The sequence below is a fragment of the Streptomonospora mangrovi genome, from assembly GCF_027604915.1.
Lineage (GTDB): Bacteria > Actinomycetota > Actinomycetes > Streptosporangiales > Streptosporangiaceae > Streptomonospora > Streptomonospora mangrovi.
In genome coordinates, this window is record NZ_JAJAQC010000011.1 from 1 (window position 1) to 26,154 (window position 26,154).

Consider the following 26,154-nt stretch of genomic DNA (forward strand, 5'->3'; position numbering starts at 1 on the left):
GGCCCGCGCCGCCACCGGGGGAGCGGCGCGGACCGGGGAGCGCGGCGCTGCCCGGCACGGGGGACCGGGCGGCGCCGCGCCGGCGGACCCGGGCGGCGTCCGGGACCGGGGGAGCGGCCGGGGCGCGGGCGGCGTCCGGGGGCCGCTGAGGGCGGTCCGGGCCGCTCGGCCCGCACCAGACCGACGGCGGGCGGCCGCGCCGCCGCAGCGCGCGGCCCCACCACCACAGCCAAGCGAAGGGACGAAACCAACCGTGTCCGTCGAAGCCAGCATCGATCCGCGCACCGGCCGCCAGGTCGAGGAGGTGGCCGCCACCTCGCGGCCCGAGGAGGTCGCCGCCGCCGCGCGGGCGGCCGAACGCGCCGCGCCCGGCGTGGAGCAGATGGGCCGGGCCGGGCGCGCCGCGCTGCTGCGCGCCCTGGGCACCGCCCTGGAGAACAGCCGCGAGCGCATCACCGCCGCCGCCGACCGCGAGACCGCCCTGGGGCCCGACCGCCTCAACGGCGAGCTGACCCGCACCGTCGCCCAGGCCGAGCACTTCGCCGACGTGCTGGAGGAGGGCTCCTACCTGGAGGCCGCCGTCGACCACGCCGACGGCCCCGGCCGCCCCGACCTGCGCCGCATGCTGGTGCCGCTGGGCCCGGTGGCGGTGTTCGGGGCGAGCAACTTCCCGCTGGCCTTCTCGGTGCCCGGCGGCGACACGGTGTCGGCGCTGGCCGCCGGCTGCCCCGTCGTCGTCAAGGCGCACGAGTCGCACCCGGCGACCAGCGAGCTGGTGTTCCGCGTGATGGCCGGCGCCGCCCGCCAGGCCGGCGCGCCCGAGGGCGTGCTGGGCCTGGTGCGCGGCCGCGAGGCGGGCGGCGCGCTGGTCGCCGACCCCCGCATCAAGGCCGTCGGGTTCACCGGCTCGGCGGCCGGCGGGCGGGCGCTGATGGACATCGCGGCCGCGCGCGCCGAACCCATCCCCTTCTACGGCGAGCTGTCGGGCATCAACCCGGTCGTGGTCACCCGGGCCGCCGCCCGGGGCCGCGCGGCGGAGATCGCGGCCGGCGTCCTGTCCTCGGTGACCGGCAGCGGCGGGCAGTTGTGCACCAAGCCCGGCCTGGTCTTCGTGCCGGCGGGGGCCGAGGGCGACGCCCTGGCCGAGCGGGTGCGCGAAGGGTTCGCCGCCGCGCCGGCGGCGGTGCTGCTCAACGAGCGCGTGCACGGCGCCTACACCCGGATCGGCGACGGCCTGGCCGGGCTCCCGGGCATGTCGCTGCTCGCCGAGGGCGAGACCGCGCCCGCCGAGGGCTACTGGGCGGCGCCGCGCCTGCTCACGGTGGCCGCCGCCGACCTGACGGCCGAGGCCGCCGAGGAGTGCTTCGGCCCGCTGGCCGTCCTGGTCCGCTACACGGGGGAGGAGGAGCTACGCGCGGCCCTGCGCCGCCTGCCGCCCTCGCTGTCGGCCGCCCTGCACACCGGCCCCGCCGAGGAGGAGGACCCCACCGAGGTCGCCGCCCTGACCGCCCTGCTGCGCGCGGGCTCGGGCCGCCTGGTGTTCGGCGGCTTCCCCACGGGCGTGCGCGTGTCGTGGGCCCAGAACCACGGCGGCCCCTGGCCCTCGACCTCGACCGTCCACACCTCGGTCGGCGCCACGGCCATCCGCCGCTTCCTCCGCCCGTTCACCTGGCAGGACGCCCCCGAGTCCGTCCTCCCTTCCGAACTCCGCGACGGCGACCCCCTGATCCCCCGCCGCGTCAACGGCCGCCTCGTCCTCCCCGCCGCCTACTGACCCCGGCGGGCGCCGGAGTCCCCGGTGGCGGCCCTGCCACCGGGGACTTTCTCGTCAGTCCAGGAAGTGGACGCGGGAGGTATCCAGGTCGTAGCGGGCCGCGACGATTCGGACGGTGCCGGATTGGACGGCCTCGGTGAGTTCGGGGTCCTCGGCGAGTTCGGTGGCGATGTGGCGGGCGTTGGCGGTGACGCAGGTCTTGACGTAGTCGCCGCCGGTATCGGGGGTGGCCTCCACGACGGGGAGGATGTGCTCCACGAGGTAGCCGATGTGGCCCTCGGGCATCGGAGCGCCCCGGTGGACGTCGACGGCGGCGGTGACCGCGCCGCAGGAGGAGTGGCCCAGGACGACGATCAGCGGGATGTGGACGTGCTCGACGCCGTAGACGACGCTGCCCAGCACGGACTCGTCGAGCACCTGGCCCGCGGAGCGGATGTCGAAGATGTCGCCGAGGCCCTGGTCGAAGACGAGTTCGGGCGGGACGCGGGAGTCGGCGCAGCCGACGACGAGGGCGAAGGGGTGCTGGCCGGCCACGAGGCGGTCGCGGGTGGCCTGGTCTTCGTGGGGGTGGCGCTGGTGGAGGCTGCGCCAGCGGTGGTTGCCGGTCTTGAGGCGCTCAAGCGCCTGCTCGGGGGTGAGGCGGCGGGTGCTGGGCGCCTCGTCGGCTAACGCGGGGAGGGCGCCGAGGCCGCCGACGAGTAATCCGGCGCCGCCGGCCGCTGTCGCGGCGAGTGCGCCACGGCGGGAGATCGCCATGGGGGTACCTGCTTTCGGCATCAGGACCGCCCGTTGTGGATGGGGTGGGCGGTGCGATGCAGAGCAACATATTCCCGTAAGCCCGAAAACGGTAGAAGGCGCCATTGATAGTGACTTGGTAGACATTGTAATAATTGTGAATTTTGATCGCGCCTCCTCGGTTCTCCCACACGTCTCCCGCGCGCGGGATCGCCTGCCACCACGGGGCGCACGCGTCGTAGCCGGTCGGCCACCGAAAACACGTGACGGATGGGGCAATGGTGGCCGGAAGTGTTCACGGGAGCCGTTCGGAGCTTTTACGATGAGTTGCCGACACTTGCGGCGTGTGGTGGATTTCCGGGCCGGAGAACGCCCGCCGCCGCCCCGCCCCCCGCCCCCCGCCCCCCGCCCCCTTCCTGGGAAGTTCCCGATGACCGACAACGACACCTCCGCCGCCGGCGGCGCCCCCGCCTCCATCGACACCTCCGTGCCGCACTCGGCCCGCGTCTGGAACTACTGGCTGGGCGGCAAGGACAACTACGCCGCCGACCGCGAGGCCGGCGACCAGTTCCGCCAGACCTGGCCGCAGGTGGCCACCTTCGCGCGCCAAGGGCGCGGCTTCCTCAAGCGGGCGGTCGGCTACCTCGCCGCCGAGGCCGGCGTCCGGCAGTTCCTCGACCTCGGCACCGGCATGCCCACCGCCGAAAACACCCACGAGGTCGCCCAGTCCCACGCGCCCGACGCCGAGATCGTCTACGTCGACAACGACCCCCTGGTGCTGGCCCACGCCCACGCCCTGCTCGTGGGCACGCCCGAGGGCCGGACCGACTACATCCACGCCGACATCCGCGAGCCGGAGGCGATCATCGCCATGGCCCGCGAGCGCCTCGACTTCGAGCGGCCCATCGCGCTCATCCTCATGGGCGTGCTCGGCCACGTCGAGGCCGACAAGGTGCCCGGGATCGTGCGCACCCTGGTCGACGCGCTGCCCAGCGGCAGCCACCTCGCGCTGTGGGACGGCACCGACACCGACGCCGAGGTGCTCGCGGCCCTGGAGGAGTACAACCAGAACGCGCCGCTGGCCTACCGGCACCGGGACCCGAAGTGGATCGCCGCCCTGTTCGACGGCCTGGAGGTCGTGGAACCGGGCCTGGTGCCCTGCCCGCAGTGGCGGCCCAGCGGCCCGACCACCGCGTCCGGCTGGGCCAACCCGCCCTCGCTCGCCGGGGTCGGCCGCAAGCCGTGACGACGTAGACCGCCCGCGCCCGGCTTTCGCCCGGCCGGGCCGGGACGCTTCCCGGCCCTCCTCTGACGGGGCCGGGGAGTGCCCCGGCCCGGCCGGCCTCCCGCGACCGGCCGCCTGCGCGAGCCGCACCCTCCGGCCCGGTCGGCCGCGCCCTCCCCGCTCTGCGCCTCAGCGGTGGGCGCGCGGGTCGCATGGGATGCGGCGCGGCTCGTGTGTCCCCTCCACACCTCCTTGCGCCCTACAGGTCCGACGGTATACAAAGTTCCGGTCGGTGTTCCGGGCGGTAGTCCGCCCGGTACTCTCCGCCTACTGAGCGAGGCCGTATGGCGCATCCCCGCCCGTCCCAGCCCCCCGCCTCATCCGACTCCGACACCCCCGGCGCCCCCGCCCTTCCCGGCGAATCCGCCCCCGCCGCCGGCTCCCCCCTCACCGCCTCCGCGCCGCCCCCCGCGCCCGGCGGTCCCGACGCGCCCGGCGGTGCCCTCACCCGGCGCGACCTGTTCGAGACCGGCGGCAAGGCGTCCCTCGCCGGCGGCGCCGCGTGGCTGCTGGCCCCCGGAGCGCCCGCCGCCGCCGACGACACCCAGGACGCGGACTCCGCCACCGGCGGCGAGGTCACCGTCACCCAGGGCACCAACATCTCCGCCGCGCCCTCGCCCGACGGGAAATGGATCGCCTTCGACCTCTACACCGCCATCTGGCTGGTTCCCGCCGCCGGCGGCACCGCCCGCCGCCTCACCGGCGACCTCGTCGACGCCACTCGCCCCCGCTTCAGCCCCGACTCCTCCCGGCTCGTCTTCCAGGCCTACCGCGACGGCAACTACCACCTCTACCTGCTCGACCTGCCCGACGGTAAGCCGCGCCGCATCACCGAGGGCCCCCACGACCACCGCGAACCCGCGTTCTCGCCCGACGGCACCCGCATCGCCCTGGCCAGCGACCGCGAGGACGGCTACGACATCTGGGTCTACGACATCGCCTCCGAGGAGCTGACCCGGATCCCCGGCGACACCACCGACGCCGGCGAGCCCGCCTGGACCCCCGACGGCGAGCGGATCGTCTACACCGTCGACCGCGCCGCCATCCGCGCCACCGACCTCGACGGCAACAGCGAGGAACTGGTCCCCGCCGCCGACCACACCACCGTGTACTCCCCGGCGCCGGGACCCGGCGGCCGGCTCGCCCACGTGCGCTTCCACGCCGACACCAGCCGCCTGGTGGTCGACGGCGAACCCGTCAGCGGCGACGAGGACGTCTTCGTCGGCACCGTCACCTGGACCGGCGAGGACCGGCTGCTCTACACCGCCGACGGCGCCGTCCGCCGCCGCACCCTGGGCGGGGGCGCCACCGACGTCGACTTCCGCGCCACCGTCCCCTACCTGCGCCGCCGCCCCCGCCCCGCCCGCCGCGACGTGGACGACCACCGCGAGCACCCCGTGCGGGGGATCGCCGGCCCGGTCCTCTCGCCCGACGCCTCCCGCGTGGCCTTCCGCGCCATGGGCGCGCTGTGGATCATGCCGATCGGCCGCAAGCCGCGCGCCGTCGTGGACGACGGCTACTTCAACTCCGACCCCGACTGGCATCCTGAGGGCACCAGCCTGGTCTACTCCGGCGACCGCTCCGGCGCCCCCGCCCTGTGGCGCTACGACCTGGAGTCCGGTGACACCACCCGGCTCACCCACCTCGACGGCGCCCAGGTCACCCCCCGGTGGTCGCCCGACGGCACCCGCATCGCCTACCAGGACCAGGACGGCGCCACCTGGGTCTACGACGTCGCCGACAACACCACCCGCCAGGTCCTGCCCGCCCTGTTCCAGCCGGGCCGCCCCACCTGGTCGCCCGACGGCCGCGTGCTCGCCCTGGCGGCGGTCCGTCCCCGCTCGCGCCGCTTCCGCGAGGGCACCAGCCAGATCCTCACCGTCGACCTGGAGACCGGCGCCACCCGCTACACCGAGCCCGCGCCCTACCGGTCGCTGTCCACGCGCGGCGACGACGGCCCGGTCTGGTCGCCCGACGGCCGCCACATGGCGTTCGTCATGGAGAGCGTGCTGTGGACCGTCGAGGTCGACGCCGACGGCCGCTTCCGCACCGAGCCCCGGCAGTTGACCACCGAGCCCACCGACGCCCCGAGCTGGAGCGGCGACTCCCAGACCCTGCTCTACCTGAGCAGCGGCCGGCTGCGCACCGTGGACCGCGACGGCGGGCGGTCCGCCGGGGTCGCCGTGCCCCTGCGCCGGCGCCGCGCCCGCCCCTCGGGCCGCACCCTGGTGCGCGCCGGCGCGGTGTGGGACGGAACGTCGGACCGGCTGCGCCACGACGTGGACATCGTCATCGACCGCAACCGCATCACCGACGTGCGCCCGCGCCGCCGGGGCGACGGCGGCGCCCGCGTCGTGGACGCCACCGACCTCACCGTGATGCCCGGCCTCATCGACGCCCACAACCACTGGCACCTGCGCGGTCGGCACTGGGGAGCCCGCCAGGGGCCGCTCTGGCTGGCCTACGGCGTCACCACCACCCGCTCGCCCGGCGACCCCGTCTACCAGATGCTGGAGACCCGCGAGGCGCTGGACTCCGGCAAAATCGTCGGCCCCCGCTACCTGGCCACCGGCGAGGCCGTCGACGGCACCCGGATCTACTACAACTTCATGCGCCCCACCCACGACGAGGAGGGCCTGGAGCGCGAGCTGGAGCGCGCCTTCGAGCTGGACTACGACCTGATCAAGACCTACGTGCGGCTGCCGGTGCGCCTCCAGCGCACCGCCGTGGACCGCGCCCACCGCGCCGGCCTGCCGCTGACCTCCCACTACCTCTACCCGGCGGCCCACCTGGGCATGGACGGCATGGAGCACATGGGCGCCACCAACCGGCTGGGCTACTCCCACACCGCCAGCCAGCTCGGCCGCGCCTACGGCGACGTCCGGGCGATGTTCGCGGCCTCGGGGCTGGCCATCACCCCCACGCTGTTCAACGCCTCCGCGCTCTACGCCGAGGACCGCTCCCTGGTCGAGGACGAGCGCACCCGCCGCCTGTTCCCCGCCTGGGAGTACCGGGCACTGGAGACCAAGGCCGACGACGCCGCCGCCGGCGGCCCCGACGCCCGGCGGGCGCGCGCGGCGCTGCCCGACAACGTCGACACGCTGCGCGCCGTCCACGACAACGGCGGCCTCATCATCGGCGGCACCGACGCCCCGCTGGACAACATGGCGGTCAGCCTGCACCTGAACCTGCGCGCCATGGTCGCCCACGGGTTCACCCCGCGCGCGGCGCTGACGGTCACCACCTCCACCACCGCCCGCTGGCTGGGCCTGGGCCGCGACCTCGGCGCGGTCGAACCCGGTCGGCTGGCCGACCTCGCCGTGGTCGAGGGCGACCCGCTGGCGGACATCACGGCCGCCGCCGCGGTCCGCATGGCGGTCGTCAACGGCGTGGTGCACCGCGTCGAGGACTTGATGAAGCCCTTCGCCGAGGACGCCACCCGCCCCCAGACCCGCTCCGCGCCCCCCGAGACCCGGCGCGGCGACCCGCTGCCCTCGGCGGGCGCCGGCGGCGACGCCCCCTGGTGGCACGGGGAGTCCGAGCGCACCGCGCCCCACCGCTGCTGAGGGCCCCGCGCCCGCGCCGCCCGGCGCCCGCTCCGCGCAGCGGAGCGGGCGCCGGGGGCCGGACGGGATGCTCCTATGGATGTCAGTCCAGCACCGGGAAGTTGGCGCGGAAGACGCCGCGGGGGTCGCGGGCGCGCTTGACCTCGCGCAGCCGCGCCACCGCCTCGGGGGTGAAGGCGTCGGCCGCCGACTCGCCCGGCGCCAGCAGGCTGTAGGGGCGGCGCGGGCTGACCCGCTCGCCCAGGGACTCCCACAGCCGCGCGCAGCGCTCCCGCAGGCCCGCCGCCAGCTCGGGCGACAGGGGCAGGCCGAACGCGTACACCAGGTAGGGCTCGGCCAGCGCCCCGGCGGCGGAGTCCGACGGGCGGGCCAGCGCCCCGCCGACGTGGCGCACCTGCGCCAGCAGCAGCGGCGCGGTGTCCTCCTCGGCCAGCACGGCGGCGGCCGGGCCGTCGAGGCCGGTCAGGGTGCGGGCGCGGCTGAACCCGGGGGAGGGGTCGGTGGGGTCGGACGTGATCGAGCCCAGTTCGGCGGGGGACAGCAGCCGGCGGGTGTCGGCGATCGCGGTGCCGACCTCCTCCAGCGGGCGCAGCAGCTCCTTGGCCTCGGCCTCGCCGCCCAGCAGCGCGACGTCCACCGCCACCAGCGGGTCGCCGCCGGGCGGGTGCAGCCGGGTGAACCACGTCGTCAGCGACTCCGGCGCGCCGGCGGTGACGGCGCGGTACGCCTCGAACGCCCGCGCGGCCAGCGCGCCGGGGAACAGCACCCGCCCGCCGTACAGTTCCGGAGCCGGGTGCAGGTCGAACTCCACCGCCGTGACCAGCGCGAAGTCGCCCCCGCCGCCGCGCAGCGCCCAGAACAGGTCGGGGTCGGAGGCGGCGGTCACCCGGCCGCGCTCGCCCTCGGCGTCGACCACCTCGAAGGCGGTCACGCTGTCGGCCGCCCACCCGTGGGACCGGCCGAACCAGCTCAGCCCGCCGCCCAGCGTGTAGCCGACCACGCTGACCCCCGGCGCGCTGCCCGCCATGCCCGTCAGCCCGTGCGGGCCGGCTTCGGCCTGCACCCGGCCCCAGGACACGCCCGCCCCCACCCGCGCGGTGCGGGCGGCGGGGTCGACCGCCAGCTCGTCCAGCGCCGCGGTGCGCAGCAGCACCACGCCGGCGGTGTTGCCGGAGGCGCCGTGCCCGTTGGGCTGGGCGGTCACCGTCAGGCCGGCGGCGCGGGCGTGGCGCACCGCCGCGGCGGCGTCGTCGGCGTCGGCGACCTCCACCACCGCTGCCACGGGCTGCTCCACCGCCCGGTTCCACGGGGCGCGGGCCTCGGCGAAGCCGTTGTCGCCGGGCAGCAGGACCCGGCCGCGCACCTGTGTGCGAAGGTTCTCCACAGCAGCGTTCACGAAAAATCCCCGAATCTGTGCCTATGTCATCAGGGGCCGGTCCCACCCGCCCCATTCGGTCCGTCACCCCTATGACGGACCCCGGAGAGGAGATGTGACCGGTGATGGAAAGTTTTCTGCTGGCGGACCGGTTCCAGGAGCACCGCGAGCGGCTGGGGGCGGTGGCCTACCGGATACTCGGCTCGCGGGCCGAGGCCGAGGACGCCGTGCAGGAGACGTGGCTGCGGCTGAACCGCGCGGAGTCCGCCGAGATCGACAACCTGGGCGGGTGGCTGACCACCGTCGTGGGCCGCGTGTGCCTGGACATGCTCCGCTCGCGCAGCGCCCGCCGCGAGGACCTCGCGGGGGACGACTTCCCCGACCCCGTCCTCGCGCCGCTGGACACCCCCCAGGACCCCGAGCACCAGGCGCTGATGGCCGACTCCGTGGGCGTGGCCCTGCTGGTGGTGCTGGACACCCTGCCACCCGCCGAACGCCTGGCGTTCGTCCTGCACGACCTGTTCGGGGTGCCCTTCGACGAGATCGCGCCGATCGTGGAGCGCACGCCCGCCGCCGCGCGGCAACTGGCCAGCCGCGCCCGCCGCCGCGTGCGCGGGGCCGCGCCCGCGCCCGACCCCGACCTCACCCGGCAGCGCCAGGTGGTCGAGGCGTTCCTGGCCGCCGCGCGCGGCGGCGACCTCGCGGCCCTGGTGGACCTGCTGCACCCCGACGCCACCACGCGGATCGACTGGGGCACGCTGCGGCCGGGCGCGGCCGCGTCGACGGTGCGCGGCGCCGAGCAGGTGGCCCGCCAGGCCGCGCTCCACGCCCGGCCGGCCGAACTGGTGCGCATGGTCCTGGTGGACGGCCGGGTCGGCATGCTCACCCGCACCGAGGAGGGGAAGCTGTTCTCGCTGATGGCCTACACCGTGGTGGACGACCGCATCACCCGCATCGACGCGCTGGCCGACCCCGAGCGCCTGGCCCGGCTGGACCTGTCGGCGCTGGAGGTCTGAGCGCCCCGGTGCCGCCTCCGGGTCAGGGCGCGGGGGCGGTGTCGGCGGCCAGCGCGCGGCCGAGCACGGCGCGGATGCGCTCGACGTCGGCGGAGTCGGGGTCGAGCAGCACGCCGGCGCACAGGCCGTCGGCCGCGGCGACCAGCGCGGCCACCGCGTCGGGGTCGGCGCTGCGGGCGCGGGCGAGTTCGGCGACGTTGTCCCGCCAGCGCCGGGCCACCGGCCGCAGCGCCGGGCGGCGCGCCGCCAGTGTGGACAGTTCGCGCTCGGCGAGCGCGCGCTCGCGGCCCGGCCCCGCCGACTCCGCGATCAGCTCCGCCAGGCCGCGCAGGATGTCGCCCCCGGCGTCGGCGATGGCGCGGATCCGCGCGGTGTAGGTGTCGGCGACGCTGGACAGCGCGGCCACGAGGAGGTCGTCCAGGGTGGCGAAGTAGTAGGTGGTCAGGCTGGTGGGGATGCCGGCCTCGCGGGCGACGGTGCGGTGGGTGACCCCGGCCGCGCCGTCGCGGCGCACCACCCGCAGGGTGGCCTCGATGATCTCCGCGCGGCGGCGCAGGCCCCGCAGGCGGCGGCCGTCGGTGACGGGCGCGTCTTCACCCATGGTCCCTCCTCGCCGCCCAGGCTAGCGGCTCCTCACGGCGGGGAGCCGGCGGCGGGGCCGACCCGGCGCAGCGTGACAGCGCACAGCACGGCGGCCACGACCGTGGCCGCTCCGGCGGCGCCGGCGGCGGCGTTGAGGCCGGCGGTGAACGCCGCCTGCGCCTGGACCACCGCCTCGGCCGGCAGGCGGTCGGACACCGCCAGCGCCCCCGACAGGCTGTCGCCGGCGCGCTCGGCCGCGCCGGCGGGCGCACCCGCCGGCACCGCCGCGGCCGCCCGGTACACCGCCGTGGCGAGGCTGCCCAGCACCGCCACCCCCACCGCCAGCCCCAACTCCTGCACGGTCTCCGACATCGCCGCCGCCGACCCCGCCTTCTCGCCCGGCGCCGCGCCGACGACCAGGTCGGTGCCCAGCGCCGCGACCGCCCCCAGGCCCAGGTAGACCAGGGCGAACCCGGTGACCACCGCGGCGCGCTCACCGGGGTCGGCGGTGGCCAGCAGCCCGTAGCCGGCGACGGCCGCCAGCAGCGAGGCGGCCATCACGGTGCCGGGGCGCACGCGCCGGGCGGCCAGGGGCGCGCCGATGGCGGCGGCCAGCATCGCCAGGGCGGGCGGTGCCAGCCGCACCCCGGCGGCCGCGGCCGACAGCCCCTCGACCAGTTGCAGGTACTGGGTCACCAGGAACATCACCCCGCCCACACCGGTGAGCCCCACCAGCAGGACGACCAGCGAGCCGGTGAAGGCGCCGCCGCGAAACAGCGTCATGTCCAGCAGCGGATCGGCCAGCCGCAGTTGGCGGCGGACGAACACCGCGCCCAGCACCGTCCCGGCGACCGCGGCCGCCCCGGCGGCGGTGTCGGGGCCCTCGGCGGCGGCGTGCTTGACGGCGTAGACGAGCGAGACGATCGCGGCCACCGACAGCGCCACACTGGGCAGGTCGAACCGGCCCCGCGCGGGCGCCCGGTACTCAGGCAGCAGCACCGGCCCCGCGATCAGCACCACCGCGGCCACCGGCACGGCGACCAGGAACGCCGAGCCCCACCAGAAGTGCGCCAGCAGCGCGCCGCCCAGCACCGGGCCGGCGGCCATGCCCAGGGCGAAGGACGTGGCCCACACGCCGATGGCCAGCGCCCGCTCCCGCGCGTCGGGGAACATCGTGCTGACCAGGGCCAGGGTGGAGGGCATCAGGGTTGCCCCGGCCACGCCCAGCAGCGCGCGGGCCGCGATCAGCAGCGGCGCGGTCGGCGCGAACGCCGCCGCCACCGACACCAGCGCGAACGCGGCGGCGCCGATCATCAGCAGCCGGCGGCGGCCGATCCGGTCGCCCAGGGTGCCCATGGTGATCAGCAGGCCGGCGACCAGGAACCCGTAGGCGTCCATGATCCACAGCGTCTCGGTGGCGGTGGGCCGCAGATCGGCCGCCAGGCTCGGCACCACCAGGTACAGCACGGTGACGTCGGCGCCGAGCAGCACCGTGGGCAGCGCCAGCAGACCCAGCCCCGCCCACTCCCGCGCGCCGGCGCGCGCCGCCGTATGCGTCTGGACCACGTTCTCCCCCTCGGATCGGCAATTAGTTGGACGGTAATACAACTAGTACTTTCGTTCAACTAGTTGCCCACGGCGCGGTCGGGGGAGTGGGTGGGTCGGAAGGGCGGAACGGTGGTGGTCGGAGTGCCGCGGGCGCACGGTGACGCCAAGATCACCGCCGTTGCGCACGGCGGGAACGCTAAGGCTAGCCTTACCTTATGAAACCTGGCCGCCTCCTCCGCCGCGCCGCCCCCGCCGCCGTGCTCGCCCTGGCGCTCGCCGCGTGCAGCCCCCCGGAGACCGAACCGGAGAACCAGTCCCGCCCCCTCGCCGAACCGGTCCGCGTCGAGCACCAGTTCGGCACCACCGAGATCGACGCCGTCCCCCAGCGGATCGTCGCCATCGACCTCCAGTGGACCGACATCCTCCAGGCGATGGGCGTGGACCCCGTGGGCTACACCCTCGACCCCGGCATGCCCGAGGGCGGGCCGCCCTGGCAGGACCTCCCGAAGTCGGCCGAGGTGCTGCACGTGGACGACGGCCTGCCGATCGAGCAGATCGCCATGCTGGAGCCCGACCTCATCCTGGGCACCTACTCGATCGCCGACCAGAACACCTACGACCGGCTCTCGGAGATGGCCCCCACCGTCGCCACCCTGGACGAGCGCCAGGTCACCCCCTGGGAGGACATGGTCGAACTCGCCGGGGAGATCCTGGACGACCCCGGCACGGCCGAGGAGGTGGTCGACTCCGTCCACCGGCGGGTGGACGAGGCGGCGGCCGACCTGCCCGGACTGGAGGGCGGGACGTTCGCGCTGGCCCAGTACATCGTCGGCGACGGCATGATCATCGTCGCCGACGAGGAGGACGGCTCCAGCGTCTTCTTCCAGCGGTTGGGCATGGAGATGTACGGCCCGGTGCGCGATCGGGGGCAGGAGACCGGCCGGCCGCGCATCGAGGTCAGCACCGAGCGCTCGGACCTGCTGCGCGCCGACTTCGTGGCCTTCCTGGTCAACGGCGGCGACGAGGACGACCTCGCCGACATCCCCGGCTTCGACGACCTGCCCGGCACCGTCGCCGTGCTCGACTACCCCACCGTGGCCGGCCTCAACACCCCCACCCCGCTGTCGGTCGTGCACGCCCTCGACGCCATGCGCCCCCACCTGGAGGAGGCGTCGCAGGCCGCGTCGGCCTGACGCGCCGCGCCGGCCCGGCCCGGCCCGCCCGGACCGGCGCGGATGACCGGCCCGCGCCCGCCGCGGGCCGGTCCGCTGCGCCCGCCCTGCCTCTAAGCTGGTCGGCGTCGATCGCGGCCGCTGCCGGGCGCGGACCCCCGGCGCGCCAGGAGGCCGGGCGGGTGCACAGCCGTGAGGAGCGGGTGCGGGTGGGCGAAGGAGCCGGTGGGGGGCGCGGGGCGCCCCGCGCCCCGGTGGCGACGGCGCTGGCGATGCGGGTCGTGGACCTGGCGCTGCGCCACGACCTCGCCGAGGGCGCCCACGTCACCGAGCAGTGGGTCGCCGACGAACTGGGGGTGTCGCGCTCGCCTGCCCGCAAGGCCCTGCTGTTCCTGGCCGAGTTGGGCATCGTGGAGCGGATCCCCAACCGCGGGTTCTTCCTGCGCCGGCCCGCCGCCGAGCTGGGGCAGGTCGACCTCGACGCCGCCGCCGAGGCCGAGGAGGCGGGCTACTTCCGGTTCGTCGACGACCAGCTCAGCGGGCGGTTCGGCCCCGAGTTCACCGCCGCCGACCTCGCCCGCCGCTACGGGTTCACCGCCCGCCAGGCCCAGCGCCTGGTGACCCGCCTGGAGGGCGAGGACCTGGTGCGGCGCCGCCCGGGGCGCGGCTGGGAGTTCCAGCAGGTGCTCTCCACCGCCGAGGGCCACGACCAGAGCTACCGGTTCCGGATGATCGTGGAGCCGGCGGCGCTGCTGGAGCCCGGGTTCGCCGTGGACACCGGCGCGTTCGCCGAGCACCGCGCCCGCCAGGAGGCGCTGCTGCGCGGGCGCATCCTCACCTCCCCGCGCACCGAGCTGTTCCGCACCGGCGCGGAGTTCCACGAGATGGTGGTGGGCTGCTCCAACAACGCCTTCCTGCTGGACGCGCTGCGCCGGCAGAACCGGGTGCGCCGGCTGATCGAGTACCGCCACCAGTTCGACCGCTCGCGGCTGGTCGGCCAGGCCCGCGAGCACCTGCGCCTGCTGGAGCTGCTGGAGCGCGGCGAGCGCGAGGCGGCGGCCGAGCTGCTGCGCGCCCACCTGGACCGGGTGCGCTGGCTGAAGACCGGGATCGGTCCGGAGCCTCCGCCGCCGGTTATGGAGCCCTAGGAGCGGTGCGGCGGCCCGCCGCCGGGCCGCCGCCCCCGTACAGCCGCACCCGTGGGCGGCGGGGCTCAGCCCCGGGCCGGCGCGCCCCGCCCGGCCGGCTCCCCGGCCGCCCCTCCCCCCTTTTCCGCCCCGCCCGCCTCGGGCGCCTCGGGCAGGAAGCGGCGCACCACATAGGGCATGGTCCCGCCGTGGCGCAGGTAGGCGGCCTCGTGGCGGGAGTCGATCCGCAGCCGCAGCGGCGTCTCCGCCACCGAGCCGTCCGCGCGGCGCACCCGCAGCACGGCGGTGGCCGTGCCCGGCCGCGGATCCGCAAGCCCCGTGATCGACAGCGCCTCCTCCCCGGTCAGCCCGAGGTCGCCGGCGCCGCGCCCCGGCGGGAACTCCAGTGGGAACACGCCCATGCCGATGAGGTTGGCCCGGTGGATCCGCTCGAAGCTCTCGGCCACCACCGCGCGCACCCCCAGCAGCGCCTGGGCCTTGGCCGCCCAGTCGCGGCTGGAGCCGGCGCCGTAGTTGCGCCCGGCCACGACCACCAGCTCCAGCCCGGCCTCGCGGTAGGTCCGCGCGGCGGCGTACACCGGCTCCACCCGGGTGCGGTCGGCGGTGTAGGCGCGGCCCCCGCCGCCGCGCGCCTCGGGCGGCAGCAGCAGGTTGGCCACCGCCGGGTTGGTGAAGGCGCCTTGCAGCATCACCTCGTGGTTGCTGCGCCGCGTGGAGTACTGGTTGAGGTGGCGCGGCGGGGTGCCGGCGGCGACGAGGTGGCGCCCGGCCGGGCTGTCGGGCGGGATCGCGCCGGCCGGCGAGATGTGGTCGGTGGTGATGTCGTCGCCCAGCCACAGCAGCACCCGGGCGTCGGCGACGTCCAGTCGGCGCGGCGGGCGGGGGTCCACCCCGGTGAGGTAGGGCGGGCGCCGGACGTAGGCGGACTCCGGGTCCCACGGGAAGCGCGTGGTGCCCTCCGCGCTCAGCTTGCGCCACTGGGCGGTGCCCTCGCGGATGGCGGCGCTGTTCTCCTGGAACATCTCGGGGGTCAGCACCGAGGCCGCCAGCTTCGCGACCTCGCGGTCGCCGGGCCACAGGTCGCGTAGGTAGACGGGTCGGCCCTGCGGGTCCAGCCCCAGCGGGTCGGCGGCGAGGTCGCACAGGACCGTGCCCGCCAGCGCGTAGGCCACCACCAGCGGCGGCGAGGCCAGGTAGGCCAGCGACACGCTCGGATTGACCCGGCCGGGGAAGTTGCGGTTGCCCGACAGCACCGCCACGGGCCGCGCGCCGGCCTCCACCAGTTCGGCCATGCGCGGCTGGAGCGGACCGGAGTTGCCGATGCAGGTCATGCAGCCGAACCCGACCGTGTGGAACCCGGTCTCGGCCAGCGGCTCCAGCAGGCCGGCGGCCTCCAGGTAGCGCGTCACCACCCGCGAGCCCGGCGACAGCGACGCCTTGACCCAGGGCCGGGCCGCCAGCCCGCGCTCGCGCGCCCGCCGCGCGAGCAGCCCCGCCTGGATCATCAGCGCGGGGTTGGCGGTGTTGGTGCAACTGGTGATGGCGGCGATGGCCACCGCGCCCTCGGGCACGGGCACGCCGAAGACAGGGTCGGGCGCGGGTGAGGACGCGGGGGCGGGTGCCGGTCCGGGGGCGGGTGCGTCCGCCGGGCCGGACCCGGGCTCGGCGGGGGCGGAGGAACCGGTGCCCCCGGGTCCGGCGACGGCGGCGCGGTAGGAGCGCGGCACCTGGGACACGGCCAGGCGCTGGTCGGGGCGGTGCGGCCCGGCCAGGGAGGGCTCCACCCCGGCCAGGTCGAGTTCGACGATCCGGTCGTAGTCGGGCACCGGGCTCGCGGGCGTGCGCTTGAGGCCCTGGGTAGCCAGGTAGGCGTCGACCACCGCGCGGTGCTCCGCGTCGCGCCCGGTCAGCCGCAGGTAGTCGGCGACCTCGTCGTCGTAGGCGAAGAAGGTGCAGGTGGCGCCGTACTCGGGCGCCATGTTGGCCACGGCCGCACGGTCGGCCAGCGACAGCGCGTCGACCCCGGCGCCGAAGAACTCCACGAACGCGTCGACCACCCCGGTGCCGCGCAGCACCTCGGTCAGCGTGAGCGCGAGGTCGGTGGCGGTGACCCCTTCGCGCAGCCGCCCGCTCACGTGCACCCCCACCACCTCGGGGAAGCCGAACAGCACCGGTTCGCCCAGCAGGGCGGCCTGCGCCTGGAGGCCGCCCACCCCCCAGCCCAGCACGCCGATGGCGTTGATCATCGGGGTGTGGCTGTCGGTGGCCACGAGCGCGTCGGGGTGCAGCAGGGGCGGGGCCTGCGCGGAGTCGCGCCAGACCACGCGGGCCAGGGTCTCCATGTTGACCTGGTGGATGATCCCCTTGCCCGGGGGCACCACCCGGAACCCGCGCAGGCTGCGCTCGGCCCACTTGATGAACCGGTAGCGCTCGCCGTTGCGCTCGAAGTCGACGCGCAGGTTGCGCTCCAGGGCGGCGGCGGAGCCGTGGGCCTCGGCGATCACCGAGTGGTCCACGGTGAGGTCGGCGTCGATCACCGGGTTGACGGCGGCGGGGTCGCCGCCCAGTTCGGCCACCATGTCGCGCAGCGCGGCGAAGTCAGCGAGCGTGGGCAGGCACGTGGTGTCGTGCAGCATGATCCGGTTGGGGTGGAAGGGGACCTCGCAGTCCCCGGTGCCCGAGCGGATCCGGCCCACCACGTCGGGCAGGGCCTCGGGCGCCCGGCGGGCGACGTTCTCCAGCAGGACGCGTACGGAGTAGGGGACGGCCGCCAGTTCGCGCCGGGTCAGCAGGTGCTCCAGCGGGACGTAGCGGTAGCGGCTCCCGCCGATGTCCAGCGCCGACGTCTCCGCTCGCGCCTCGTTCGGACCGGTCATCGTCCCCCCAGTGTGGCTCGGCATGGCTGTAATTGTTCCATATCGCAGATAAGTACAATCCTTTGCCCCGTCCGGGTTCCGTTGGGCTGCGGGCGTCTCCCGTCCGTGCCGCGATCGGTCCCGGTCCACCTTTGTCGAACGGCGGGGCTGGGGTGCCTCCGGCTGGGTGTGGCGGGTGGATGTCCTGAACAGGGATTGCACTTAAAGGCGTTTTCATACAATATGGCTCCCGTCACAGCGCACCGCGACCCAGGCCACGGTGCGTCCGCGCCCCCGTGGGGCGCCCTCCCCACCCACCGCGCCGCCCGCGCGCACCGACCCCCGGGAGAGCGATGAGGATGCCCGCCCCAAGCCGCCGCGAGATGCTCGCCGGAGTGATCGGCGCCGCCGCGCTCGGCGGCGGCCTGCTGGAGGTCCGCGGCAGCGAGGCCGGACGCGACCGCACCGGCTCCCGAGTCGAGGTGGTGGTGCCGGCCGCCGCCGGCGGCGGGTTCGACACCGTCGCCCGCCAGGCCCAGCACGCCCTGCGCGAGAACGGCCTGGCCCGCACCGTGGAGGTCCTCAACCTGCCCGGAGGCGGCGGCACCGTGGGGCTGTCCCACGTCGCCCAGCAGGCCGGACGCGCCGACCTGCTGATGGTCATGGGCACCTCGATCCTGGGCGGGATCCGCATCACCGGGTCGGCGACCACGCTCGCCGACATCACCCCGCTGGCCAAGCTCGCCGAGGACTACGTGGTGGTGGCCGTGCGCGCCGACTCCCCGATCGGCTCGATGGCGGAACTGGCCCGGAGGTGGCGGGCGCGGCCCCGCGAGACCGCAGTGGCCGGCGGCGCGGTGGGCACCGCCGACCACCTGCTCGCCGCCATGGCGCTGCACGGCCTGGGCGCCGACCCCGCCGACCTCAACTACATCGTCTACTCCGGCGACGGCGAGGTGCTGACCGCGCTGCTGTCGCACACCGCCGACGTCGCGGTCTCCAGCCTCAACGGCTTCGCCGCCCAGATCGAGGCGGGGCAGGTCCGGGCGCTGGCCGTCTCCTCGGCGGAGCGGCTGCCCGGCGTGGACATCCCCACCGTGCGCGAGGGCGGGATCGACCTCGACCTCGCCAACTGGCGGGGCCTGGCGGCGCCGCCGGGCCTGGACCGGCGGGCGCGCCGGCGGCTGGACGCCCTGGTCGCCGACCTGGTGGAGACACCGCAGTGGCGGTCGGCCCTCCAGCGGTTCGGGTGGCGGGACGCGCTGCTGACCGGCGCCGACTTCACCGACTTCCTCGCCGAGGAGGACCGGCGACTCACCGGGATCATCGAGGGATTGGGACTGTCATGACCACAGCGGAACCCCGGCCGACCGGGGCGCCCGAGGCCGCTCCCGAGGCCGCGCCGGCGGCCACCGCCGCCCCCGAGGCGGCGCCGGCTCCGGCCCGCGCGGGCGGACGGCGCGCCGCACTGGCCGTCCCCGCGCTCACGGCCGCGATCACGGTGTGCTGCCTGGCGGGCGGGGCGCTGATGGAGGTGCCCGCGGCCGCGGGCTTCCTCGGGCCGCGGTTCTTCCCGCTGGCCGTGGGCGCGCTGCTGCTGGCCACGGCGCTGGCCTCGGCCGCGTGGGCGCTGCGCCCGGGCGCCCGGGCCGCCGCACCGGACGCCCCGCCCGCGCCGCCCGCGTCCGAGGGCGGCCCGGCCGCCGCCCCGGACGGGGCGGCACCTGCCCACGACGGCCCAAGTGCCGCCGATGCCACTGCGCCCGCCGGCGGCAATGCCGCGCCCGGCGCCGCGCCCGTCCGCAGCGACTGGCGCGCGCTGGGCACCATGGCCGCCACGTTCACCGCCCACCTCCTGCTGCTGGAACCGCTGGGCTGGCTGGTCGCCGGCACCCTGCTGTTCTGGGGGACGAGCTTCGCGCTGGACCGCCGCCGCCCGCTGCTGGACCTGTGCGTGGCCGCCGCGCTGTCGGGCACCGTGCAGCTTCTGTTCTCCGGCCTGCTCGACGTGCCGCTGCCCGCCGGCCTCCTCGGAAAGGTCCTGTGACCCATGGACGCGCTCTCGCTGCTGATGGGCGGCTTCGCCGACGCCCTCACCCCCGTGAACCTGCTGTGGTGCCTGGCCGGGGTGGTGCTCGGCACGGCCGTGGGCGTCCTGCCCGGCCTGGGGTCCTCCATGGCGGTGGCCCTGCTGCTGCCGCTCACCTTCCTGCTGGAGCCCACCGCCGCGTTCATCATGTTCGCCGGCATCTACTACGGCGGGCAGTTCGGCGGCGCCACGACCTCGATCCTGCTCAACACCCCCGGGCAGAGTTCCTCCATCGTCACCGCGTTCGAGGGCCACGCCATGGCGCTGCGCGGGCGCGCCGCCCAGGCGCTGGCCGCCTCGGTCATCGGGTCGTTCGTCGGCGGGATCATCGCCACCACCGTGGTCGCGTTCTTCGCCCAGCGCATGGTGGCCTTCGCGCTGGGGTTCGGCCCGGCGGAGTACTTCGCGCTGGCCATGCTCGCCTTCGTCTCCACGGCCGCCGTGGTCACCTCCTCGCCCGCCCGGGGGATCGCGGCACTGGGCATGGGGATCGCCCTCAGCGTCGTGGGGATCGACGACCAGAGCGGCGCGGTGCGGATGACCCTGGGCATCCCCCAGCTCCTCGACGGCGTGGACATCGTCGTGGTCACCGTGGGCCTGCTGGCCGTGGGCGAGGTGCTGCACAGCGCGTTCCGCCCCGGCGGCGACGCGCCGGCCCGCGCCCTGGACAGCGGCACGCCGTGGCTCAGCCGCGCCGACTGGCGCCGCTCGTGGGGGCCGTGGCTGCGCGGCACCGCGCTGGGGCTGCCCTTCGGGGTCGTGCCCGCCGGCGGCGCCGAGATCCCCACGTTCCTGTCCTACGGCGCGGAGAAGGCCCTGGCGCGGCGGCGCGGCCGCAGCGAGTTCGGCCGGGGGGCGATCGAGGGTGTGGCGGGCCCCGAGGCGGCCAACAACGCCACCACCGCCACCGCCATGATCCCGCTGCTGGGGCTGGGCCTGCCCACCTCGGCGACCGCCGCGGTCATGCTCGCGGCGTTCCAGCAGTACGGGATGCAGCCCGGCCCGCTGCTGTTCGAGAGCGAGGGCGACCTGGTGTGGGCGCTGTTGGCCAGCATGTTCGTGGGCACGGTCCTGCTGCTGGTGATCAACCTGCCCTTCGCGCCGCTGTGGGCGCGCCTGCTGCGGCTGCCCCGCCGGCACCTGTACGCGGGCCTGGTCGTCTTCGCCACGGTCGGGGTCTACGCGGGCAAGGGGTCGGTGTTCGAGGTGGGGCTGCTGTACGCGGTGGGCGCGCTGGGGCTGCTGATGCGCCGCTACGGGATCCCCGTGGCGCCCGTGCTGATCGGCGTCATCCTGGGGCCGCTGGCCGAGGGGGAGTTGCGGCGGGCGATGGCGGCGAGCCAGGGCGACCTGGCGATCCTGGTGGACAGCGGGATCGCGGTCGGGATCTACGCCGTGATCCTGGCGGTGGCGGTCGGGCTGGTGGCCAAGCGGGTCCGCGACCGCCGGAGGGCGCGGCCGACCGGGCGGGCGGCCGAGGAGGCGGCGCCGAGCGGGCGGGGCTGACACCGAGCTGACACCGAAAGACCCGGGCGTCGCGCGGGCGCCGGGCGAACGGCAACGCGCCCGCGCGGCCGGTGCGGGCCGCGCGGGCGCGGGCGGTGGGGACGGCGGTGACGTGCGGTGCGGGCGACGGTCGGCGCCGTCCGCACCGCACGGCGGTCAGCCGCGGGTGTCGTCGTCGGCGGGGCGCTCGGCCCCGCCGTCCGCGCCGTCCTCGGAGTCGGTGTCGGCGGAGTCGGCGGACGCGCGGTCGGCCTGGGCGCGCTCGCGCATCTTGCGCAGCAGTTCCTCCTTCTGCGCGGCGGCCGTGGGGCGGCCCCCGGCGCGGCCGGCGGCGGAACCGGACTGCTCGGCGGACATGTGCTTGCGCTGCCCTCCGATGCCCAGAAGGCTGTTATGGCGTCTGGCCACGGGATTCTCCCTTGCTCGGCGGTGGTGCGGGGACTTGGTCGGGGGGTGTGTGCGGCCCGCCAAGCTTTCGTTTGTGAAGGCGCTGGGCGTGCAGGGCGCGACAGATAACGGTAGCGCGCGCCGAAAGCACTCGGCATCCGCTTTTTCGGGCGCCGGGCGCGCGGGAGCCGCTCCCGGGCGCCCCGCCGAGCCCCGCCGTCCCTCAGACGCCGTACTGCCGGGTGTCCGGGTGCTCCACCAGGACGACGTGCGCGGGCTCGTCGGCCACCGGGCGGTGGCGGACGCCCCGGGGCACGACGAACAGGTCGCCGGGGCCCAGCGCGACCGGCGCGCGGTCGGCCAGTTCGATGCGGAAGGCGCCGTCCCAGCAGAGGAACAGTTCGTCCTCGTCGTGGTGGTGCCAGGGGAACGCGCCCTCCAGACGGGCGAGGCGCAGGACCGTGGTGTCGTTGACCGCCGCCAGGGTGCGCTGCTGGAAGGGCCCCGGCAGGTCCGCGGCGGCCCGGGGGATCGAGACCGCGCCGCCTGGGCGCGGTGCGTCGTGTGCTGTGGTGTCGTGTGCTGCGGTCATGGCACGATCCTGGCCGCCGGAGCGTTCGCCGCACAGGGCCAATGCGCCACAATTGGTCCACCGAACGAACCAATCCCCCCGAAAGAGCGCGCTCATGTCGATGGACCCGGCCGCGCTGGCCGACCGCCTGGGCCGCTGGTCGGCCGGCCGCGCCCTGGCCGCCGCCCTCACGGTGGCGCGCGGCACCGTCGTCGCCGCCTACGAGGAACTGCGCCTGGAGGGCCGCATCCTGCGCCGGCAGGGCAGCGGCACCCGGGTGGCCGGGCCGCCGCGCCCCGGCCCCCGCGAGAGCACCGGCGCGCCGGTCTTCCTGCACCTGCTGGAACCGCGCGAAGACGACGTGGTCCTGCTGGCGTGCGCCGCTCCCGACGCGCCGCCGCCCGCCCTGCTGGCGGCCTACCGGCGGGCGCTGGCCCGGCTGGAGGACATCACCGGCGACATCGGCTACCACCCCCTGGGCCACGCCCGGCTGCGCCGCGCGGTGGCCGAGCACTACACGCGGCGCGGCGTGCCCACCGAGCCCGACCAGGTGCTCGTCACCAACGGCGGCCAGCAGGCGCTGTCGCTGCTGGCCCGCGCGTTCGTCGGCCCCGGCGGCACGGCGCTGGTCGAAGCGCCCACCTACCCCGGAGCGCTGGAGGCGTTCCGCGAGCAGGCCGCCTACGTGCGGACGCTGCCCGTGGGCCTGGACGGCTTCGAGGGCGCGGTGCGCGACCGGGGCCGCCGCCCCGACCTCGCCTACGTCACCGCCACCCACCACAACCCCACCGGCGCGGTACTGCCGGCGCTGGTGCGCCGCCGGCTGGCGGCCGCGGCGGGCGCGGCCGGCGTGCCGCTGGTCGACGACGAGGTGCCGGCCGACCTCGCCTTCCCCGGGCAGGAGACGCCCCCGCCGCTGGCCGCCTACGGCGAGACGGTGGTGTCGGTGGGCTCCCTGAGCAAGAGCGTGTGGGGCGGCCTGCGCGTGGGCTGGATCCGCGCGGCGCGCCCGGTCATCGACCGGCTGGGCCGGCTGCGCGCCGTCCACGACCTCGGCGGCAACGTCGCCGCGCAACTCGCCGCCGCCGAACTGCTGCCGCACGTGGCGGAGCTGTGCGGAAAGGTCGCGGCCGAGCGCCGCGCCCGCCACGACCACCTGCGCACCGAACTGGCGCGCCGGCTGCCGCACTGGGAGGCACCGCCGGTCCCCGGCGGCCAGACCCTGTGGGTCCGCCTCCCGCACGGCGACGGCGACTCCTTCGCCCAGGCGGCCCTGCGCCACGGTGTCGCCGTCCTGCCGGGCAGCGGCCTGGACGCCTCCGGCGGCAGCCGGGAGTTCGTCCGCGTCCACTTCCTGGCCGACCAAGCCACGCTCACGACGGCGGCCGAGCGCCTGGCCCGCGCCTGGACCGCCTACGGCGCGGGGGACACCGAGCCCGGCCCGCCGCCGTCGCGGGCGCTGGCGGTGTGAGGCGAAGACAGGCGCCGGCGCCGCCAGTAGGCCCAGGTGACGGCGGCGAGCAGCGGACCCCACAGGAGGAGCGGGAGGTAGCAGGCGTAAAACACTGCGGCCTGCCAGCCGCCGGCCTGGGTGGGGTAGTCGGCGGGGATCGGATCGCCGCGCAGGGTCAGCCCCGCGAAGTGGGCGGCGAAGATCCAGGTCCACAAAGCCGTCAGGAGCACGGCGCCGACGGAGGCCGGGAAGACGGCCACGGGCGTCGGCACCCGGCGGCCGCGCAGCCACGGGACCCAGCGCGGGAACCGCTCGCCCCACCCGGCGACCATCCCGACGGCGGTGAACGCCAGCAGCTCCGACACCACTGACAGCAGCACGACGTAGGCCGCCTCACCGGGACCGGCCTCCTCGGAGAAGACCAGCGGGAGCCGCCACAGGGTGGCCGGCAGCACGACGAGCGGAACGGCGTAGGCGGCGCGGCGCGCCCAGCGGGGGGCGCCCGGCACCGGCTCGTGGGCGGCCCGCCACGCGGCCCGGATGCGGTCCGCGGAGGCGGCGGTCGGTGTCGACATCGGTGATCTCCCTTTCTCCCGGGCCCGGTTCCCGGCCCGCGTCAACGGTGGCAACCGGCCCGGCCGGTGGTCCTCACCCGCGCGGGGGAATCCGCGCCCCGGTCGGGGGAGGGGCGCGGAGCGGCCGGGCGGGCGGGTGGCGGGGAAGGCGCGGGCGCGCGGGCGGACTGTACGGTCGTCGGCATGGCGACGGACTACTTCGCAGACGACCCCCGGACGAACCTGGAGCGGATGCTCGCCGGCGACCTCTACATCGCCGACGACCCCGAGATCGCCCGGCGCCAGCAGCGCGCGGTGCGGCTGGCCGCGCGGTTCCAGGCCGCGTTCGTCGAGGACGCCGAGGCCGCGCAGGCGCTCCTGCGGGAGCTGCTGGGATCGGTGGGCGAGGGGGCGCACGTGCGGCCCCCGCTGCACGTCGACTACGGGAGCAACATCGCCATCGGCGCGCGCACCTTCGTCAACTACAACCTGACCGCGCTGGACGTCGCCGCGATCACCATCGGCGCGGACTGCCAGATCGGCCCCAACGTCCAGCTCCTCACCCCCACGCATCCGCTGGAGCCGCGGCCCCGGCGCGACAAGCTGGAGGCCGCCCGGCCCATCACGATCGGCGACAACGTGTGGATCGGCGGCGGCGCCATCGTGCTGCCCGGTGTGGCCGTCGGCGACGACAGCGTCATCGGCGCCGGGGCGGTCGTCACCAGGGACGTCCCGGCCGGCGTCGTGGCCCTGGGCAACCCGGCCCGCCCGGTCCGCGCCCTGCACGAGGGGGAGTAGGGCGCTGCGGGCGGCCGTGTCCGGCCCCGGCCCGGACACGGCCGGAGCGCGGCCAGACGCGCCCTCCGCCCCGCCCACCCCTTGCCGGCAGCCGGCGGGCACCGGGAGGATCGGGGGCACGGCGAGGGACGGAGACGGCGGCGGTGACCGGTTCGGCGGCGAGGGCATGGTGGTGACGGCGCGGCACCCGGCGGTGTGGGCCGCCGCCGTGGCGGCCGGAGCCGGCCTGGTGGTCGCGCTGGCCGTCAGCGCGCCCCGGTGGGGCGGCGACGACCGACCCGGCGGCCCGAGCGCCGCCTGCCCGGTCGCCCCGGCCCCCGGCGAGCCCGCCGCGCGTCCGCGCCCCTACGACCCGGACAGCCCCGACTACGCCGGCGACCCGCCCCACCCGACCACCGTGGTCGACACCATGGACTTCGCGCCGCGCACGCGCGACGGCGCGCCGCTGGACGCCGAGATGGCCGTGGGCGACGACCCGCCGTGGCGCGCCTACGACCTGCCCGCGCAGTGGCGGCCGCCGGAGAACGGGGACGGGGAGGAGGACCGCTCCCAGGTGCGGCTGGTGGCCTGCGTGTACTACGACGAGGTCGAGGAGCCGCTGGCGCACTGCTCCTACCAGACGGAGGACGGCACGTTCGCGATCTCCGCCGTCCGCATGACCGTGGTCGTGCGGGAGGCCGCCACCGGCCGCACCGTCGGCTCCTTCCCGCTGCGCAGCGACCCGTCGAAGGTGGAGGGCGCCGGCACCGGCTACCTCGACACCGAGTACTGCCCGTCCGGCATCACCCACACCGAGGGCCCGCGCACCTGGCTCGTGCCGCCGCGCAACGCCGACGTGGTGGAGGGGCTGCGGCCGCTGGTCGAGAGGCGGGTCGAGGGCGGCGGGAACAGGGGCAGGGGATAACCGCAGGTCACGGCGTCGCAGTCCGCGCTGGCGCCGCCCGCGCGGCCTCCGCGCGAAATTCCTGAGAAAAAAATCCACCACTGTGTCGATCGGGGGTCGTCCCGTTCGACGTCTTAGTCAGAGGCGCCGAACACGGCGCCGGACACCAGGGCCGCACGGCCCGCACGAAGGAGAACGACCATGAAGTACATGCTCATCATGCGCGCCGACGCCACCGCCGCCGACGCCGCCAAGGACGTCCCGTTCGAGGAGATCATCAACGCGATGGGCGCCTACAACGAGTCGATGATGAAGGCGGGGGTCCTGCTGTCGGGCGAGGGCCTGAGCGACGCCGAGGAGGGCGCGGTCGTGGACTTCTCGGGTGAGGAGCCCATCGTCACCGACGGCCCCTACGGCGAGATCCACGAACTGTTCAACGGCTTCTGGATCATCCAGGTGGCGGGCAAGGAGGAGGCCGTGGAGTGGGCCAAGCGCGCCCCCCTCGGCGCCGGGGCCAAGATCGAGGTCCGCCGCGTGACCGACGAGAGCGACTTCGAGGAGTTCTCCGGCAACGAGTACGTGGAGAAGGAGAAGGGCTGGCGCAAGGACCTCGGCACCGAGTGACCAGGCGACCGGGACCAGAACGGAGCGGAGCCCTCAGTGCGGACGGCAGTGCGGACCGCGGAGCGGACGGCGGCGTGGAGCAGGGTGCGGAGCGCGGTGCGGACGGCGGTGCGGAGCCAGGCGCGGACGGCGGCGGTGCCGCCGTCCGCGGGACCGGGGGAGCGGATGTGGGCGCGGTGAGCGACGCCGGGCCCCGCCCCCGCGGGGCGGGGGGGCGCCGCGAGGGCGCGCCG

21 protein-coding genes are annotated in these 26,154 nt (G+C 76.1%); 13 read left to right on the top strand and 8 right to left on the bottom strand.

From position 1 onward, the window contains the following. Positions 1-253 precede the first annotated feature (253 nt). Positions 254-1,774 (top strand): aldehyde dehydrogenase family protein, encoded by a 1,521-nt coding sequence (locus LG943_RS08830; protein ID WP_270071728.1) that lies wholly within the window; start codon positions 254-256, stop codon positions 1,772-1,774. Positions 1,775-1,828: 54 nt separating this feature from the next. Here LG943_RS08830 and LG943_RS08835 read toward each other — a convergent pair whose 3' ends face one another. After that, the gene (locus LG943_RS08835) at positions 1,829-2,530 is read right to left on the bottom strand and encodes a carbonic anhydrase (protein WP_270071729.1); all 702 of its coding nucleotides are present in this window, start codon (positions 2,528-2,530) and stop codon (positions 1,829-1,831) included. 409 nt (positions 2,531-2,939) lie between these two features. Here LG943_RS08835 and LG943_RS08840 point away from each other — a divergent pair, with 409 nt between their 5' ends. Both LG943_RS08840 and LG943_RS08845 read left to right on the top strand, forming a co-directional pair. Next, positions 2,940-3,755 (top strand): SAM-dependent methyltransferase, encoded by an 816-nt coding sequence (locus LG943_RS08840; protein ID WP_270071730.1) that lies wholly within the window; start codon positions 2,940-2,942, stop codon positions 3,753-3,755. A 323-nt stretch (positions 3,756-4,078) separates the two neighbouring features. Further along, positions 4,079-7,360, top strand: a complete 3,282-nt coding sequence (locus LG943_RS08845; RefSeq protein ID WP_270071731.1) for an amidohydrolase family protein — start codon at positions 4,079-4,081, stop codon at positions 7,358-7,360. A gap of 82 nt (positions 7,361-7,442) precedes the next feature. Here LG943_RS08845 and LG943_RS08850 read toward each other — a convergent pair whose 3' ends face one another. Continuing rightward, the gene (locus tag LG943_RS08850; RefSeq protein ID WP_270071732.1) at positions 7,443-8,756 is read right to left on the bottom strand and encodes an FAD-binding oxidoreductase; all 1,314 of its coding nucleotides are present in this window, start codon (positions 8,754-8,756) and stop codon (positions 7,443-7,445) included. Positions 8,757-8,860: 104 nt separating this feature from the next. Here LG943_RS08850 and sigJ point away from each other — a divergent pair, with 104 nt between their 5' ends. Next, positions 8,861-9,751, top strand: a complete 891-nt coding sequence (sigJ, locus tag LG943_RS08855) for an RNA polymerase sigma factor SigJ (protein ID WP_270071733.1) — start codon at positions 8,861-8,863, stop codon at positions 9,749-9,751. A 22-nt stretch (positions 9,752-9,773) separates the two neighbouring features. Here sigJ and LG943_RS08860 read toward each other — a convergent pair whose 3' ends face one another. After that, positions 9,774-10,352 (bottom strand): TetR/AcrR family transcriptional regulator, encoded by a 579-nt coding sequence (locus LG943_RS08860; RefSeq protein WP_270071734.1) that lies wholly within the window; start codon positions 10,350-10,352, stop codon positions 9,774-9,776. A 32-nt stretch (positions 10,353-10,384) separates the two neighbouring features. Beyond that, complete coding sequence (locus LG943_RS08865; RefSeq protein WP_270071735.1) at positions 10,385-11,899, bottom strand: MFS transporter; 1,515 nt, start codon at positions 11,897-11,899, stop codon at positions 10,385-10,387. Positions 11,900-12,096: 197 nt separating this feature from the next. Here LG943_RS08865 and LG943_RS08870 point away from each other — a divergent pair, with 197 nt between their 5' ends. Continuing rightward, entirely contained in the window at positions 12,097-13,074 is a 978-nt protein-coding gene (locus tag LG943_RS08870; protein WP_270071736.1) for an ABC transporter substrate-binding protein, read from the top strand. A gap of 161 nt (positions 13,075-13,235) precedes the next feature. Next, positions 13,236-14,201: a GntR family transcriptional regulator gene (locus LG943_RS08875; protein WP_270071737.1), complete on the top strand. Its 966-nt coding sequence runs from the start codon at positions 13,236-13,238 to the stop codon at positions 14,199-14,201. A gap of 65 nt (positions 14,202-14,266) precedes the next feature. On the opposite strand, the gene acnA is transcribed toward LG943_RS08875, so the two are convergent. Beyond that, a complete protein-coding gene (gene acnA, locus LG943_RS08880) occupies positions 14,267-17,077 on the bottom strand; it encodes an aconitate hydratase AcnA (RefSeq protein WP_270071738.1) in 2,811 nt (936 codons plus the stop codon). Between the two features lie 338 nt (positions 17,078-17,415). Here acnA and LG943_RS08885 point away from each other — a divergent pair, with 338 nt between their 5' ends. From LG943_RS08885 to LG943_RS08895, 3 genes are read left to right on the top strand one after another with little or no spacing between them, the layout of a single operon-like run. Continuing rightward, the gene (locus LG943_RS08885) at positions 17,416-18,405 is read left to right on the top strand and encodes a Bug family tripartite tricarboxylate transporter substrate binding protein (protein WP_270071739.1); all 990 of its coding nucleotides are present in this window, start codon (positions 17,416-17,418) and stop codon (positions 18,403-18,405) included. Continuing rightward, positions 18,402-19,103, top strand: a complete 702-nt coding sequence (locus LG943_RS08890; RefSeq protein WP_270071740.1) for a tripartite tricarboxylate transporter TctB family protein — start codon at positions 18,402-18,404, stop codon at positions 19,101-19,103. Before LG943_RS08885 ends, LG943_RS08890 begins: the two co-directional genes overlap by 4 nt. Before the next feature lie 3 nt (positions 19,104-19,106). Then, a complete protein-coding gene (locus LG943_RS08895) occupies positions 19,107-20,651 on the top strand; it encodes a tripartite tricarboxylate transporter permease (protein ID WP_270071741.1) in 1,545 nt (514 codons plus the stop codon). A 156-nt stretch (positions 20,652-20,807) separates the two neighbouring features. On the opposite strand, the gene LG943_RS08900 is transcribed toward LG943_RS08895, so the two are convergent. After that, complete coding sequence (locus LG943_RS08900; protein WP_270071742.1) at positions 20,808-21,059, bottom strand: DUF6243 family protein; 252 nt, start codon at positions 21,057-21,059, stop codon at positions 20,808-20,810. 202 nt (positions 21,060-21,261) lie between these two features. Then, entirely contained in the window at positions 21,262-21,630 is a 369-nt protein-coding gene (locus LG943_RS08905; RefSeq protein ID WP_270071743.1) for a cupin domain-containing protein, read from the bottom strand. A gap of 94 nt (positions 21,631-21,724) precedes the next feature. On the opposite strand from LG943_RS08905, the gene LG943_RS08910 reads away from it, so the two are divergent. After that, positions 21,725-23,080 (top strand): aminotransferase-like domain-containing protein, encoded by a 1,356-nt coding sequence (locus LG943_RS08910; protein ID WP_270071744.1) that lies wholly within the window; start codon positions 21,725-21,727, stop codon positions 23,078-23,080. Here the strand turns inward: LG943_RS08910 and LG943_RS08915 are convergent. Continuing rightward, positions 23,023-23,637 (bottom strand): hypothetical protein, encoded by a 615-nt coding sequence (locus tag LG943_RS08915; protein WP_270071745.1) that lies wholly within the window; start codon positions 23,635-23,637, stop codon positions 23,023-23,025. The genes LG943_RS08910 and LG943_RS08915 overlap by 58 nt on opposite strands. Before the next feature lie 183 nt (positions 23,638-23,820). Between LG943_RS08915 and LG943_RS08920 the strand changes: the two genes are divergently transcribed. The 3 genes from LG943_RS08920 (at position 23,821) to LG943_RS08930 (ending at position 25,921) form a co-directional block, all read left to right on the top strand. Continuing rightward, a complete protein-coding gene (locus LG943_RS08920) occupies positions 23,821-24,414 on the top strand; it encodes a sugar O-acetyltransferase (protein ID WP_270071746.1) in 594 nt (197 codons plus the stop codon). Positions 24,415-24,586: 172 nt separating this feature from the next. Beyond that, on the top strand, positions 24,587-25,318 hold the full coding sequence (locus LG943_RS08925) for a hypothetical protein (RefSeq protein ID WP_270071747.1): 732 nt from the start codon (positions 24,587-24,589) through the stop codon (positions 25,316-25,318). Between the two features lie 180 nt (positions 25,319-25,498). Further along, positions 25,499-25,921 (top strand): YciI family protein, encoded by a 423-nt coding sequence (locus LG943_RS08930; protein WP_270071748.1) that lies wholly within the window; start codon positions 25,499-25,501, stop codon positions 25,919-25,921. Positions 25,922-26,154: the final 233 nt, after the last annotated feature.